Genomic DNA, 14,942 nt, shown 5'->3' with positions numbered 1-14,942 from the left:
GTCACCGGTCGGGCGCGGCCTCGGGACGGGAGTACGTACGCCCCTTCCAGGCCGCGCCCCGGCCGCGGTAGTGCCGCACCGCGGAGTCGACCGTCATCAGCAGGTACAGCAGCGCGGTGAGGGGCAGCAGCGGCGCGAGCCACAGCGACTGCCGGTAGTAGCGCAGCATCGGCACGTACGTCGCCGTCATCACCGCCCACGCGACGCCGCCCGCCCAGGCCGCTGCCGCGTCGCCGCGCGCCGACCCGGCGCAGAGCGCGAACGGCGGCACGAGGTAGACCAGTGCGAGCCCCAGCACCGTCCCCGCGAGCAGCAGGGGGTTGTGCCGCAGCTGGGCGTACGCGCTGCGCGACACCATCCGCCACAGGTCCGCCAGGCGCGGATACGGCCGTACGCTGTCCACCCGCTCCGCGAGCCCCAGCCAGACCCGGCCGCCCGCGCGCCGCACCGCACGCGCCACCGACACGTCGTCGATGACCGCTCCCCGCACCGAGTCCGGGATCCCGGCCCGTACCGCCACCTCCGTGCGCAGCAGCACGCAGCCGCCGGCCGCCGCCGTCGCCAGCGGGCGCCGGGCGCGGTTGATCCAGCGGAACGGGTACAGCTGCCCGAAGAAGTAGACGAACGCCGGGACGATCAGCCGCTCCCAGGTGCTCACCACCCGCAGCCGCGCCATCTGCGACACCAGGTCGATGTCCTGGGTGAGGGCGGCGGCCACCAGCTCCCGCAGGCTGTCCGGCTCGTGGGCGATGTCCGCGTCCGTGAGCAGCAGCCAGTCCGGGTCCCGCTCGCGCGCCAGCGCGATGCCGTGGCGCAGCGCCCACAGCTTCCCCGTCCAGCCCGGCTCCGGCTCGCCGGGCGAGGACACCGTCACCGGTACCCCGCCGTACTTCGCGGACAGCGTGCGGGCCAGCTCGCCCGTGCCGTCCTTGCTGCCGTCGTCGACCAGGAAGACCTCGGCCTGTCCCGGATAGTTCTGCGCGAGCAGCGCGGGCAGGCTCACCGGCAGCATCTGGGCCTCGTCCCTGGCGGGCACGACGATCGCGACCGAGGGCCACGCGGCGGGTTCGGCGCGGCGCGGCAGCCGCTGGTCGGTGCGCCAGAAGAAGCCCTGGCCGAGCGCGAGCCACGCCCACGCTGCCAGCGACACCACGGCGGTCCAGGCAAGGGTGCTCATCTGCCGCAGTGTGCACCACTGGGCGGGGGCCGCAAGGGGAGGTCGGATAGGGTGACCGGGTGAAGATCGCGCTCATGGACTCCGGAATCGGCCTGCTGGCGGCCGCCGCGGCGGTACGCCGACTGAGGCCCGACGCGGACCTGGTCCTCTCCTCGGACCCGGACGGCATGCCCTGGGGCCCCAGGACGCCCGCCGACCTCACCGAGCGCGCGCTCGCCACGGCCCGCGCCGCCGCCGAGCACCGGCCGGACGCCCTGATCGTCGCGTGCAACACGGCGACCGTGCACGCGCTCGACGCCATCAGGGCCGAGCTGGAGCCGGGCATCCCGGTCGTCGGCACGGTCCCCGCGATCAAGCCCGCCGCCGCGGCCGGCGGCCCCGTCACGATCTGGGCGACCCCGGCCACCACCGGCAGTCCCTACCAGCGCGACCTCATCCGCACCTTCGCCGCCGACGTCGACGTCACCGAAGTGCCCTGCCCCGGGCTCGCGGACGCGGTCGAGGAGGCCGACGGGGCCGCGATCGCCGAGGCGGTGGCGGCGGCAGCCGCCCTGACCCCGAAGGACACGAAGGTCCTCGTCCTGGGCTGCACCCACTACGAGCTGGTCACCGGACAGATCCGTGCGGCGGTCGGCGAAGCCCCCGTCTTCCTCGGCTCGGCCGACGCGGTCGCCGCCCAGGCGCTGCGGCGCGCCGGGACCAGCCCCGCGCCCGCCGACACCCCGCCAGGCGACCTGACCGTACTGCTCAGCGGCAGGACGGCCGCACTGCCCGCCGCGGCCCTCGCCTACGACCAGGGGCGACTGCTGGGGGCGGCCTCGCCGACCCGCTGACGCACGGGGAAGCCGCTTCTCCGGCGCACCGCCGCGGGCGGGGGCGGGCTTCTCCGGCGCGCTGACGTATGAGCGGAACGTGAGTAGTCTGCTACGCATGAGGGACCATTCCCACGCCCGTACGGCCTCCGACGGCGACGCCGAGGTCTGGACCGGTCGCGCCAGGAACCGCATGCAGTGGCTGCTCGCCACCGCGGGCGCGGCCTGCCTGGCCCTGGGCATCGAGCTCGCCGTCGACTCCTCCTGGACGTCCGGCGTCGCCGCCCTCCTGATGGCCGTCGTCGGCTGTGTCGCCGCGGGCCTGCTGGTGCTCTTCGGCACCCTCGCGTTCGTCCATGTGGCCGTCAAGGTCGACCGGGAGTGTCTGGAGGTGCGCTGCGGTCACATCGGCCTGCCGCGCCGCCGCATCCCCCTCTCCCACGTCGTCGGCGCCGACTTCGCGCCGACCGTCACTCCGAGGCAGTGGGGCGGCTGGGGCTACCGCTGGCGTCCCGAGAAGGGCACGGCCGTGGTCGTGCGGCGCGGTGAGGGCGTGGTGCTGCGGCTCGGCGACGGCCGGGTGTTCACGGTGACGGTGGACGACGCGGAGGCGGCCGTACGGGTCATCAGGGAGCGGCTGCGGCTGGCGGGGGCGTAGCGGCCAACAGAGGGAATTTCCTCGGCCGAGGCATGGAATTCCATCTGCCGAAACGGCCGGCATCCCAAAGTCCCGCTCGGAATCCGACGGAATCCGAAATCCCGACGGTCCAACGCTCGTATTAATCCGCGAACGCGTAAAGCGCTCGTGCGGTGGTGTGCCACCGGTCGCGCTCGGTGCTCAGTGCTCGGCGGGACGGCTGGGGGAGGCGCGTGACCTGCCCGACTTCAGGCCGCCCCACCTGCACCGATCACATCCCACCCCGCCGGGCGTACTGCCCGGGGTGGACACGCGCCGCTTGAGCCGCCGACACGACCCGTGCTTTTGCCGGGCCCGGTGGGACGGCGTGCTACCAATATGCTGCAAAAACCCATCAGGTCATGCCTTCCCGTGATGCTTTTCCGCGTCCGATCGGGACGGGCATGACCGCCTGCCAGAAAACCTGGAGCAATGGGAAACAAAGAAGAGAGCAATTCGCTGCGGCGGCTGCCCCGCGCGTGCGGGCGGTTCATCGCCGGCGCGACGTCGTCCACGCTTCTAGCCGGAGCCTGTGTCGTCGTGACGAGCCACCCGGCGTTCGCGGCGGACCCCTTCCCGGTGACGAAGCTCTACGGAACGGCCTGGGACTCCAACTTCCAGGGTGTTCGTGAGATCTACGAGATCGACAAGGACACGGGACAGACGACCCAGGTCATCGTCGCGCCTGCCAGTGCCGGGGGGACCGTCCTCAACCAGATCGGCGTCTCCCGGGGCGGCGGCAAGATCATGTTGACCAACAGGTCGACCGTCTACGAGTACACGGCCGCCACGGAGACCTGGGAAGAGACCGCACGCGGTGACGACGGCGTCCCGGGAACCATGGGCGGCGTGAACCCGTCGAACGACTGGCTCTACTACGGTGGCCAGGTCGAGGGCGAGACGTTCCGCTTCGCGGGCTACAACCCCGACACCAACACGGTGGTGGGTTCCGTGCTGACCGCCACGCTGCCGGGCTCCCCGGGGAACAACGGCGACCTGGCGTTCGACCGCCAGGGCAACATGTTCGCCGTGGTCGGCGGTGGGTCCGAGGCACAGATCTACCGGGTGGACGGGCCGATGCCCACCGCGTCCGGCGGTACCGCCACGGGAACCCCCGTGGGGTCACGCATCCCGGACGTGAACAGCCTGAACTCCATGGCGTTCGGCGACGACGGCTACCTCTACCTGTACGCGAACAACGGCTTCCTGAAGGTCGACCCGAGCACGGGCGCAGTGGTCCGGCGGGGCGAGCTCAGCGGCCCCGTGCAGAGGCTCACCGACCTGGCGTCCTGGGCGACGCCGTCGACCGCCGAACTGGAGGTCGACCTGCCGCAGGGGCGTGCCAAGGACGGCGACCAGTTCGGCGTCTCGCTCACCGGCGGCGGGATCACGACCGGGAACACCGGCGAGACCACCGGGAACGAGACCGGGACGCAGGACCAGGAGAGCGGCGAGCACGTCGGCCCCCTCATCGGACTGCCCGGCAAGACGTACACCATCACCCAGACGGCCGCCGGCACCACCGATCTGGCGGACTACAACACCACCTGGAAGTGCGTCGACCTCAACGACGGCAACAAGGTCATCGCGAGCGGCGAGGGCAACTCGGGCGAATTCACGATGCCCGACGGTGCCGACAGCTCCAGCATCTCGTGCGCCTTCACCAACGTCCCGAAGCCCGTGGCGACGGATGATGAGTCGCTGAACAATGAGCCGGGCAGCACGGTGAAGGTGCCGGTGCTGGGCAATGACAAGGGTGATCTGGATCCGTCTACGGTCCGGATTGTCGACCCGAAGTCCGGTGACCCGGTGAGTGAGCTGAAGGTTCCGGGTGAGGGTACGTGGACGGTGGACCCGAGCACTGGGGACATCACGTTTGTCCCGGAGGACGGTTTCACGGGGAATCCGACGCCGATCGACTATCAGGTGGCGGACAAGGCCGGTAATGAGACCAAGGCGAAGGTGACGGTCACCTACAAGCCTGAGGCGACGGATGATGAGTCGCTGAACAATGAGCCGGGCAGCACGGTGAAGGTGCCGGTGCTGGGGAACGACAAGGGTGATCTGGATCCGTCTACGGTCCGGATTGTCGACCCGAAGTCCGGTGACCCGGTGAGTGAGCTGAAGGTTCCGGGTGAGGGTACGTGGACGGTGGACCCGAGCACTGGGGACATCACGTTTGTCCCGGAGGACGGTTTCACGGGGAATCCGACGCCGGTTGATTACCAGGTGGCGGACAAGGCCGGTAATGAGACCAAGGCGAAGGTGACGGTCACCTACAAGCCCGAGGCGACGGATGATGAGTCGCTGAACAATGAGCCGGGCAGCACGGTGAAGGTGCCGGTGCTGGGGAACGACAAGGGTGATCTGGATCCGTCTACGGTCCGGATTGTCGACCCGAAGTCCGGTGACCCGGTGAGTGAGCTGAAGGTTCCGGGTGAGGGTACGTGGACGGTGGACCCGAGCACTGGGGACATCACGTTCGTCCCGGAGGACGGTTTCACCGGGAATCCGACGCCGATCGACTATCAGGTGGCGGACAAGGCCGGTAATGAGACCAAGGCGAAGGTGACGGTCACCTACAAGCCCGAGGCGACGGATGACGAGTCGCTGAACAATGAGCCGGGTACCGCGGTGAAGGTGCCCGTACTCGGTAACGACAAGGGCGACTTGGACCCCACCAGCGTCCGGATCGTCGACCCGAAGTCCGGTGACCCGGTGAACGAGCTGAAGGTTCCGGGCGAGGGTACCTGGACGGTCGACCCGAACACCGGGGACATCACGTTCACCCCGGAGGACGGCTTCACGGGGAATCCGACGCCGATCGACTACCAGGTCTCGGACAAGGCCGGTAATGAGACCAAGGCGAAGGTGACGGTCACCTACAAGCCCGAGGCGACGGACGACGAGTCGCTGAACAACGAGCCGGGTACCGCGGTGAAGGTGCCCGTACTCGGCAACGACAAGGGTGACCTGGACCCGTCCACGGTCCGCGTCGTCGACCCGAAGACCGGCAAGCCGGTGAGCGAGCTCAAGGTTCCGGGCGAGGGCGTGTGGACGGTCGACCCGAAGACGGGTGACATCACGTTCACCCCGGACGAGACCTTCGGCGGGAACCCGACCCCGATCGACTACCGGGTCTCGGACAAGGCGGGCAACGAGACCACCGCCAAGACCACGGTCACCTACAAGCCCGGGGCGGCGGACGACAAGTCGCTGGACAACAAGCTGGGCAGCACCGTCAAGGTGCCGGTACTGGGCAACGACCACGGCGACCTGGACCCCACCAGCGTCCGGATCGTCGACCCGAAGTCCGGTGACCCGGTGAACGAGCTGAAGGTTCCGGGCGAGGGCACCTGGACGGTCGACCCGAACACCGGGGACATCACGTTCACCCCGGAGAAGGGCTTCGGCGGGAACCCGACCCCGATCGACTACCAGGTCTCGGACAAGGCGGGCAACGAGACCACCGCCACGGTGACGGTCACCTACAAGCCCGAAGCGGGGAGCGACAAGTCGCTGAATAACGCGCCGGGCAACGCGGTGACGGTGCCGGTGCTCGGCGACGACAACGGCGACCTGGACCCCTCCAGCGTCCGGATCATCGACCCGAAGACCGGAAAGCCGGTCCGTGAGCTCAAGGTCCCGGGTCAGGGCGTGTGGAAGGTGGACCCGAACACCGGGAACATCACGTTCACCCCGAAGAAGGGCTACCTCGGGAACCCGACCCCGATCACCTACCAGGTCACCGACCGGGCAGGCAAGACCGCCAGGGCCAGGGTCACCATCACCTACAAGGCTCCCACGAGCACGATCCGCATCAAGAAGACGGACGCGAAGAACGGCGCCCCGCTGGGCGGCGCGGTGTTCGAGCTGTGGCGCGAGTCCAACGGGGTGCGTGGCCTTCAGACCTCGGGCAAGAAGAAGGACACCCGAATGGGCGCCAGCTGCGCCACGAACAAGAAGGGCGCCTGCACGTTCGGGCGGCTTCCGCTGGGGTCGTACTACCTGAAGGAGACCGACGTCCCCGACGGTTACGTCCTGCCGAAGAAGTCGGTGACAGGGCCTTACGTCCTGAAGCGCGAGAACGCTTCGAAGGGCGTGACCGCCACGCTCACCAACCGCCGCGGAGACCTCTCCAAAGGCAAGTAAGTAGCACCAGAAGCCTGTTCCGGGCCTTCCTCACAAGGCCCGGAACAGGCTTCAGTGACGTCCTGCCCGACAGTCACGCGCACCGCGCCTACGCCGAGGTCTTGGCGTTCGATCCGCGAGGGCGGTGCGCCACGCCGGAGCCGTACGCGGTTCCTGTTCCCGGTCCGTACGTCGTCCCGGGCGCCCCGCTCGCGTCGTGCCGCGCCTCGCGCGTCCCGTGCGACCCCCGAGTCCCGTGCGACACCCGGGTCCCCTGCGTGCCTGGTGAGGGCGTCCCGGGCGAACCGCACGCCAGGCCCGCGCCCGGCAGCTCCGCCCCCTCCGGCGCCCCGTACCCCGGCAGCCGGGCCGACGCCAGACCCGCCAACAGCCCCGCCCCCGCCGTGACCGGGGTGAAGCTCAGCGCGTTGCCCACGCTCGCCAGTGCCGCCAGCGCCGTGAGCGCCGCCGCGGCCGTCAGCACCACCGGCGTCGCCCGGGGCGAGCACAGCAGACCGTACATGATCCACAGGTACGCCGCCGCGAGCAGGCCCACGCCCACCACGCCCTGTTCCGCCGCCTGCTGGAGCGGCGCCGAGTGCGGCTTGCCGTCGGACAGGTACGACTGCTGGGCCGTCGGGCTCAGCTCGCCGAAGCTGTCGGGCCCCGCGCCCCGTACCGGATGGTCCTGTGCCAGGTCGACCGCGTCCGCCCACAGCAGCACGCGGTTCTCGGTCAGCCGGTCCTGGAGCGACACGGACACCTCGTCGGGCAGCGCCCGCTCGGCGACGGCCCAGGAAGCGCCGACCAGTGCCAGCGCCACGAGCGCCAGTGCGACCAGCACGGGCAGGCGGCGGCGCAGCCGGGACGCGGCCAGCGAGCACAGCAGCACGGTCAGCGCCGCGCCGCACCCGACGGCCGAGCCGAGCGCCAGCGCCGCGCCCGCCGTCCCCAGGGCCAGCAGCCGCAGCGCCAGCCTCGGCGCCCGCCCGCGCGCTGCCGCCGCCGCGCAGCACGCCGCGCCCGCGCCCAGCACCAGCAGCGCCGCCGCGGCGCCCGTGTGACCGGGCGGCACCGCGCCCGAGGGGATCGCCCCGGGCAGCCCGTGCCGTGCCGCGACCGCCAGGCACAGCGCCGCCAGCGCGGCCGAGGCCCCGGCGGCGACCGGCAGCAGCGTGCCGCAGATCCGGCCGCACGCGAACCCCGCCGCGACGGCGAGCACCGCGAGCAGCACCCCCTCGGGTCTGGCCTCCCGCCCCGCCGCGCTCACCAACGACCAGGCAGCACACGCGCCGAGGACGACCACGCCCGCGACGTCGGGCGCGCTGCCGCGCTCCTGAGTCATCCCGCCGTACCCCCGAACCGTGACGGGCCCCGCTTGGCGGGGACTGGCGCACACGGTAACGGCAGCCACGACGGTTTGGGGATGGCCGGGGCGCGAACAGGGCACCGCCTTCCGCTACGGCTACTGTCCGGCGCCGCCGGGCACCGCAGTGCCGCCGCCTCCCGGTACCGCTGTGCCGCCGACCTGCACCGCCGCCGTAGACTCCGCCGGGTGAGCACCACCATCACCCCCATACAAAACCCCGAGGGGCCAGCCGCCCCGTCGCGCGGCAGGGCCCTGCCGCACCGCCTGGTGCGGCCCGCACTCGCCGTGCTCTCCGGGGTCCTGCTCTATCTGAGCTTCCCGCCCAGGCCGCTGTGGTGGCTGGTGCTGCCCGGCTTCGCGCTGCTCGGCGGCGTCCTGCACGGGCGCAGGCTCCGGGCGGGCTTCGGCCTCGGCTTCATCGCCGGGCTCGGTTTCCTGCTGCCGCTGCTGTACTGGACGGGCGAGGAGGTCGGCCCGGTGCCGTGGCTCGCCCTGGCCACGGCCGAGGCGCTGCTCGTCGGGCTGACCTGCCTGGCCGTGACGGCCGTGAGCCGGCTGCCGGTGTGGCCGCTGTTCGCGGCGTGCGCCTGGGTGCTGGGCGAGGCGGTGCGGGCGCGGGTCCCGTTCGGCGGCTTCCCCTGGGGCAAGATCGCCTTCGGTCAGGCCGACGGGGCGTTCCTGCCGCTGGCCGCGCTCGGCGGCACGCCCGTGCTCGGCTTCGGCGTGGTGCTCTGCGGCTTCGGGCTGTACGAGGCGGTGCGCCAGGTCCTCGCGTACCGGGAGACCGGCAAGGTGCCCCGTGCGGGGATCGCGGTCGCCGCGCTCGCCGTCCTGGTGCCCGTCGCAGGGGCCGCGGCCGCGCTCCCGTACGTCGACGACTCTGCGGAGGACGGCACCGCGACCGTCGCCGCGATCCAGGGCAACGTCCCGCGCCTGGGCCTGGACTTCAACGAGCAGCGGCGCGCGGTCCTCGACAACCACGCCCGCCGCACCGAGCAGGTCGCGGCCGACGTGAAGGCGGGCAAGGTGCCGAAGCCCGACTTCGTGCTGTGGCCGGAGAACTCCTCCGACCTCGACCCGTACCGCAATCCCGACGCCCGCGCGGTCATCGACCGGGCCGTCAGGACCGTGGGCGTGCCCACCGTGATCGGCGCGGTCCTCTCGCCCGACACCGGCAAGCTCCGCAACACGCTCATCCAGTGGGACCCGAAGCGCGGCCCGGTCGAGACGTACGACAAGCGGCACGTCCAGCCGTTCGGCGAGTACATCCCGATGCGCTCCTTCGTACGGCTCTTCAGCTCCGACGTCGACCGGGTGCGCCGCGACTTCGGCCCCGGCAACAAGGTCGGCGTGTTCGACCTCAACGGCACCTACGTCGGCCTCGCCACCTGCTACGAGGCGGCGTTCGACTGGGCGGTGCGGGACACCGTGACGCACGGCGCGCGGATGCTCACCGTGCCGAGCAACAACGCGACCTTCGGGCGCAGCGAGATGACCTACCAGCAGCTGGCGATGTCGCGGGTGCGGGCCGTCGAGCACAGCCGGGCCGTGGTCGTGCCCGTCACCAGCGGCGTCAGCGCGGTCATCATGCCGGACGGCAAGGTCGTCCAGCAGACGAAGATGTTCACGCCCGACGCGCTCGTGGCCGAGGTGCCGCTGCGTTCCACGATCACGCCCGCGACCCGGCTCGGCACGATCCCGGAGTGGACGCTGGTGGGCATTGCCGTCGGCGGCCTCGGCTGGGTCCTCGTCACGTCGCTGCTGCGGCGCCGCGCGGGGGCCTCGGCGGCCACTGCGGACGCCTGACCCTTCGCCCGCCGCGGCGGGTACCAATGGGCCGGGTCCTCCACGGAGAACCCGGCCCATTCGCGTCGTGCGGCGGCTCTCGTACGGCTTCGCTTCGTGCGGCGGCTCTCGTACGGCACCCTCGTGCGGCGGCTCCCGTGCGGCGGCGGAGCCCCGTACGGCCGTGGTCGGGCGCATTAGGGTCGGCGCATGAGCACTCCTGACTTCATCCGCGCCATCCGGGCCACCGCCGGCCACCAACTCCTCCTGCTGCCCGGCATCAGCGCCGTCGTCTTCGACGACGAGGAGCGGGTGCTGCTCCAACGGCGGGTGGACAACGGGCTGTGGGGGATCATCGGCGGCATCTCGGAGCCGGGCGAGGAGCCCGCGACGACCGCCGTGCGCGAGGTGTACGAGGAGACCGCCGTGCACTGCGTGGCGGAGCGCGTCACGCTGGTGCAGGCCATGAAGGAGCCCGTCGTCTACCCCAACGGCGACCGGTGCCAGTTCCTCGACGTCTCCTTCCGCTGCCGCGCGACGGGCGGCGAGGCCCGGGTGAACGACGGCGAGTCGCTGGAGGTCGGCTGGTTCGCGCTGGACGCGCTGCCCTACATGCTCGACTTCTCGGTCTTCCGGATCAAGCAGGCGCTCGTCGACGAACCCACCTGGTTCGACACCACCGGTCAGGGCTGAAGTATGGGCGGCGGCCACATGGGGCGGCGTCCCGACGCTGCCTAGGGTGCGGGCATGACGTCTGCCGCGCCCCTGCCGGGCCCCGCCCCGCTCCCCGGCCCCGCCCCCCGGTCCGTCGCCCTCGACCTCGGCGGCCGCACCGCCCTCGTCACCGGCGCGGCCGGCGGCATCGGCCGTGCCTGCGCGCTCCGCCTCGCGGCGGCCGGTGCCAAGGTGCGGGCCGTGGACCGGGACGCCGAGGGCCTCGCCGAACTGGCCGCCGCCGCGCCGGGCGTGGAGCCGCTGGCCCTGGACCTGACGGACCTGGACGCCGCGGAGGAGGCGGCCGCGGGGACGGACGTGCTGGTCAACAACGCGGGCCTGCAACTGGTCCGCCCCATCGAGGACTTCCCGCCCGACGTCTTCCACACCGTCCTGACCGTGATGCTGGAGGCGCCGTTCCGGCTCATCAGGGGCGCACTGCCGGGCATGTACGCGCAAGGGTGGGGCCGCATCGTCAACCTCTCCTCCGTGCACGGACTGCGCGCCTCCGCGTACAAGTCGGCCTACGTGGCCGCCAAGCACGGCCTCGAAGGGCTCTCCAAGACCGCGGCCCTCGAAGGCGCCGCGCGCGGGGTCACCTCCAACTGTGTGAACCCCGGCTATGTGCGCACCCCACTGGTCGAACGCCAGATCGCCGACCAGGCCGCGGCCCACGGCATCCCGCGCGAGAGCGTCCTGACCGACGTGCTCCTCAAGGACTCGGCGCTCAAGCGCCTCATCGAGCCGGAGGAGGTCGCCGAGGCCGTCGCCTACCTCTGCACGCCCGAGGCGTCCTTCATCACCGGCACCTCCCTGGCCCTGGACGGAGGGTGGACGGCCCACTAGCGCGACGGGTATCCCTTGACCCCATGTCCCACACCCAGCCCGCGACCGGCCACGGCTCCGGCTCCGGATCCGATCCCGCTGCCGTGTCCGCTGCCGCCACCGTCCCCGCCGCCCAGGCCGGTACGGCGCCCCCGCCTCCCGACCAGGCCGCCTACCTGGAACTCCTGGCCCGGGACGCGGCGGCCGAGGCGTACGACAGGCCGGCGCTGCTCGCCCGCGCGGACGGCGCGGGGCCCGAGACGCTCGCCGCGCTGGAGGGTGCCAAACAGCTCGCGCTGCGGGTGCGCGGCGAACTGGCGGGGCTCCGCCGCCGCCAGGCCGAACTGTCCGCGCTGTTCGAGACCGCGCACGACCTGGCGGGGCTGCGCGACCTGGACGCCGTGCTCCGCGCGATCGTGCAGCGCGCCCGCTCGCTCCTCGGCACCGAGGTCGCCTACCTCAGCCTCAACGACCCGGCGGCGGGCGACACCTACATGCGCGTCACCGAGGGCTCGGTCTCCGCGCGCTTCCAGCAACTGCGGCTCGGCATGGGAGAAGGGCTCGGCGGCCTCGTCGCCCAGACCGCCCGCCCCTACGTCACCGCAAGCTACTTCGACGACCCCCGCTTCCAGCACACCGCCACGATCGACTCCTGCGTGCGCGACGAGGGGCTGGTCGCCATCCTCGGCGTGCCGCTGATGCTCGGCAGCCAGGTCATCGGCGTGCTCTTCGCCGCCGACCGGCGCGCCCGCGTCTTCGAGCGCGAACAGGTCGCGCTGCTCGGCTCGTTCGCCGCGCACGCCGCCGTCGCCATCGACACCGCGAACCTCCTCGCCGAGACCCGCTCCGCCCTCGCCGAGCTGGAACGTGCCAACGGCATCATCCGCGCCCACAGCGGCGTCCTGGAACGCGCCTCCGAGGTCCACGACCGGCTCACCGAACTGGTGCTGCGCGGCGGCGGCGTCCACGACGTGGCGGGCGCGGTCTCCGAAGTGCTCGACGGGACGGTCGAGTTCACCGAAGAGGTGCCCGCGCTGCCCGGCACCGACGGCCACGCCGTGCGCAGGGGCGAGGAGTGGGTGGCGGCCGTCTCGGCCGGCGGCGAGGTGTTCGGCGCGTTGGTGCTGCGCGGCCACCCCGACCTCGACCCGGTCGACCGGCGCACCCTGGAGCGCGCCGCGATGGTCACCTCGCTCCTGCTGCTCGCCCGCCGCTCCGCGTCCGACGCCGAACAGCGCGTGCGCGGCGAGCTGTTGGACGACCTGCTCGACGCGCCGGAACGTGACGTGCGGCTGCTGCGGGAGCGCGCGTTCCGCCTCGGCGCCGACCTCGACGCGCCGCACGCGGTGCTCGCGGCGCGCATCGACGGCCCCGAGTCCGACCGGCAGCGCCTGTGGTCGGCGGCCTCGCACCTGGCGGCGACCCGGCGCGGCCTCGCGGCGGCCAGGGACGGCGGGACGGTGCTGCTCCTGCCGCTGGGCGGTGCGGGGGGCCTGCCGCCTGGCGGCGCCTGTGCGGAAAGCGCGCCGCCGGACGCGGCGGGTCTTGCCCGCCTGGTGGCGCGCCAACTCGGCGAGACGCTGCGCGAACCGGTGACGGTGGGGGCGTCCGCCCTCGCGGCGGCCCCCGCCGCCGACCCGGAGGCGATCGCGGAGGCGTACGCCGAGGCGCGCCGCTGCCTGGACACGCTGGGCGCCATCGGCCGCTCGGGCGAGGGCGCGGCGGCCCAGGACCTGGGATTCCTGGGGCTGTTGCTCTCCCAGTCGCGGGACATACCCGGTTTCGTACGGTCCACGATCGGCGAGGTCGTCGACTACGACGAACGCCGGGGCACCGACCTGGTCCGCACCCTGGACGCGTACTTCGCGTGCGGCATGAGCCCGGCCCGTACGAAGGACGAACTGCACGTGCACGTCAACACCGTGGCGCAGCGCCTGGAGCGGGTGGGCAGACTGCTGGGCCCCGGCTGGCAGTCGCCCGCCCGCGCGCTGGAGATCCAGCTGGCGCTGCGACTGCACAGACTGTCCGGGGCCCTGACCCACTGAGGCGCGGCCGTCACACGGGACGGGCCGCCCCGACCTCCGGCTCCTTGGCGGCGGGCCCCGCGGGCTCAGGGGGTTCGATCTCGCCGAGGTCCCGGTGGCGGGTCTCCTGGGCGCACCCGATCGCGACGACCGTGAGCAGCGCGGCGGCGATCACGTACAGCGCGATCGGCGTGGCGCTGTCGTAGTCGGAGAGCAGCGCGGTGGCGATGAGCGGGGCGGGCGCGCCGGCCGCGACGGAGGAGAACTGGGCGCCGATGGAAGCGCCGGAGTAGCGCATCCGGGTCGCGAACATCTCGGAGAAGAAGGCCGCCTGGGGCGCGTACATCGCACCGTGGAAGACCAGCCCGACGGTCACGGCGAGCAGCAGGCTGCCGAAGCTGCCGCGGTCGATCAGCCAGAAGAACGGGAACATCCAGGCGCCGACCCCGACGGCGCCCACCAGGTACACCGGCTTGCGGCCGACGCGGTCGGAGAGCGCGCCCCAGGCGGGGATGACGGCGAAGTGCACGGCGGACGCGACGAGCACGGCGTTCAGCGCGGTCTGCTTGCTCAGGTCCACCGCGGTGGTGGCGTACACGAGGATGAAGGCGGTGATGACGTAGTACGAGATGTTCTCGGCCATCCGGGCGCCCATGGCGATCAGCACATCGCGCCAGTGGTGCCGCAACACGGCGACCAGTGGCATCTTCTCGACCTTCCCCTCGGCGGCCGCCCGCTCCTCGGCGCGCGCCAACGCCTCCTTGAACACCGGCGATTCGTCGACGGAGAGCCGGATCCACAGACCCACGACCACGAGCACCCCGGAGAGCAGGAACGGCACGCGCCACCCCCACGAGGTGAACGCCGAGTCGGAGAGCAGCGCGGTCAGCGCGGAGAGCACCCCGGTCGCGAGCAACTGCCCGGCGGGCGCCCCGGTCTGCGGCCACGAGGCCCAGAACCCGCGCCGCTTCGCGTCCCCGTGCTCGGACACCAGCAGCACGGCCCCGCCCCACTCGCCGCCGAGCGCGAACCCCTGCACGAGCCGCAACACGGTGAGCAGCACGGGTGCGGCGGATCCGACGGTGGCGTGCGTGGGCAGCAGCCCGATGGCGAACGTGGCGCCGCCCATCAGGAGCAGGCTCAGCACGAGCAGCTTCTTCCGCCCGAGGCGGTCACCGTAGTGCCCGAAGACCAGCGCCCCGAGGGGCCGCGCGGCGAAACCGACGGCGTAGGTGAGGAAGGAGAGCAGGGTGCCGACGAGGGGGTCGGAGTCGGGAAAGAACAGCTTGTTGAACACGAGCGCGGCGGCCGACCCGTACAGGAAGAAGTCGTACCACTCGATGGTGGTCCCGATGAGGCTGGCGGCGACGATGCGCTTGAGGTTGGAGGGAGCGGGTGAAGCTGGCGGGGCGGTGGAGGGGGACGACAT

10 protein-coding genes are annotated in these 14,942 nt (G+C 72.2%); 7 read left to right on the top strand and 3 right to left on the bottom strand.

Annotated elements, in window-relative coordinates; all coding sequences use genetic code 11:
* Position 1 precedes the first annotated feature (1 nt).
* Positions 2-1,177 (bottom strand): glycosyltransferase, encoded by a 1,176-nt coding sequence (locus ACIBNE_RS30510; RefSeq protein WP_399277253.1) that lies wholly within the window; start codon positions 1,175-1,177, stop codon positions 2-4.
* 59 nt (positions 1,178-1,236) lie between these two features.
* Here ACIBNE_RS30510 and ACIBNE_RS30505 point away from each other — a divergent pair, with 59 nt between their 5' ends.
* The 3 genes from ACIBNE_RS30505 to ACIBNE_RS30495 all read left to right on the top strand — a co-directional run bounded on the left by ACIBNE_RS30505 (position 1,237) and on the right by ACIBNE_RS30495 (position 6,817).
* On the top strand, positions 1,237-2,010 hold the full coding sequence (locus ACIBNE_RS30505; RefSeq protein ID WP_399277251.1) for a glutamate racemase: 774 nt from the start codon (positions 1,237-1,239) through the stop codon (positions 2,008-2,010).
* Between the two features lie 97 nt (positions 2,011-2,107).
* Positions 2,108-2,647, top strand: coding sequence for a hypothetical protein (locus ACIBNE_RS30500; RefSeq protein ID WP_399277249.1), 540 nt, complete (start codon positions 2,108-2,110; stop codon positions 2,645-2,647).
* Between the two features lie 450 nt (positions 2,648-3,097).
* Positions 3,098-6,817 carry an Ig-like domain-containing protein gene (locus tag ACIBNE_RS30495; protein WP_399277247.1) on the top strand — a complete coding sequence of 1,240 codons (3,720 nt, stop codon included), beginning with the start codon at positions 3,098-3,100 and terminating at the stop codon, positions 6,815-6,817.
* Between the two features lie 88 nt (positions 6,818-6,905).
* On the opposite strand, the gene ACIBNE_RS30490 is transcribed toward ACIBNE_RS30495, so the two are convergent.
* Positions 6,906-8,141 (bottom strand): O-antigen ligase family protein, encoded by a 1,236-nt coding sequence (locus tag ACIBNE_RS30490; RefSeq protein WP_399277245.1) that lies wholly within the window; start codon positions 8,139-8,141, stop codon positions 6,906-6,908.
* 210 nt (positions 8,142-8,351) lie between these two features.
* On the opposite strand from ACIBNE_RS30490, the gene lnt reads away from it, so the two are divergent.
* From lnt to ACIBNE_RS30470, 4 genes are all read left to right on the top strand, one after another.
* Positions 8,352-9,971: an apolipoprotein N-acyltransferase gene (gene lnt, locus ACIBNE_RS30485; protein WP_399277243.1), complete on the top strand. Its 1,620-nt coding sequence runs from the start codon at positions 8,352-8,354 to the stop codon at positions 9,969-9,971.
* A gap of 189 nt (positions 9,972-10,160) precedes the next feature.
* The gene (locus ACIBNE_RS30480; protein ID WP_399277241.1) at positions 10,161-10,643 is read left to right on the top strand and encodes an NUDIX hydrolase; all 483 of its coding nucleotides are present in this window, start codon (positions 10,161-10,163) and stop codon (positions 10,641-10,643) included.
* A 54-nt stretch (positions 10,644-10,697) separates the two neighbouring features.
* On the top strand, positions 10,698-11,510 hold the full coding sequence (locus ACIBNE_RS30475; protein WP_399277239.1) for a 3-hydroxybutyrate dehydrogenase: 813 nt from the start codon (positions 10,698-10,700) through the stop codon (positions 11,508-11,510).
* Positions 11,511-11,533: 23 nt separating this feature from the next.
* Positions 11,534-13,534 carry a helix-turn-helix domain-containing protein gene (locus ACIBNE_RS30470; RefSeq protein ID WP_399277237.1) on the top strand — a complete coding sequence of 667 codons (2,001 nt, stop codon included), beginning with the start codon at positions 11,534-11,536 and terminating at the stop codon, positions 13,532-13,534.
* Between the two features lie 10 nt (positions 13,535-13,544).
* Here the strand turns inward: ACIBNE_RS30470 and ACIBNE_RS30465 are convergent, their stop codons facing one another.
* On the bottom strand, positions 13,545-14,942 hold the full coding sequence (locus ACIBNE_RS30465; protein WP_399277235.1) for an MFS transporter: 1,398 nt from the start codon (positions 14,940-14,942) through the stop codon (positions 13,545-13,547).

The sequence above is a fragment of the Streptomyces sp. NPDC050504 genome, from assembly GCF_044458065.1.
GTDB lineage: Bacteria > Actinomycetota > Actinomycetes > Streptomycetales > Streptomycetaceae > Streptomyces.
The sequence above is the reverse complement of the archived record's forward strand: the minus strand, read 5'-3'. Positions and strand labels throughout refer to the sequence as shown.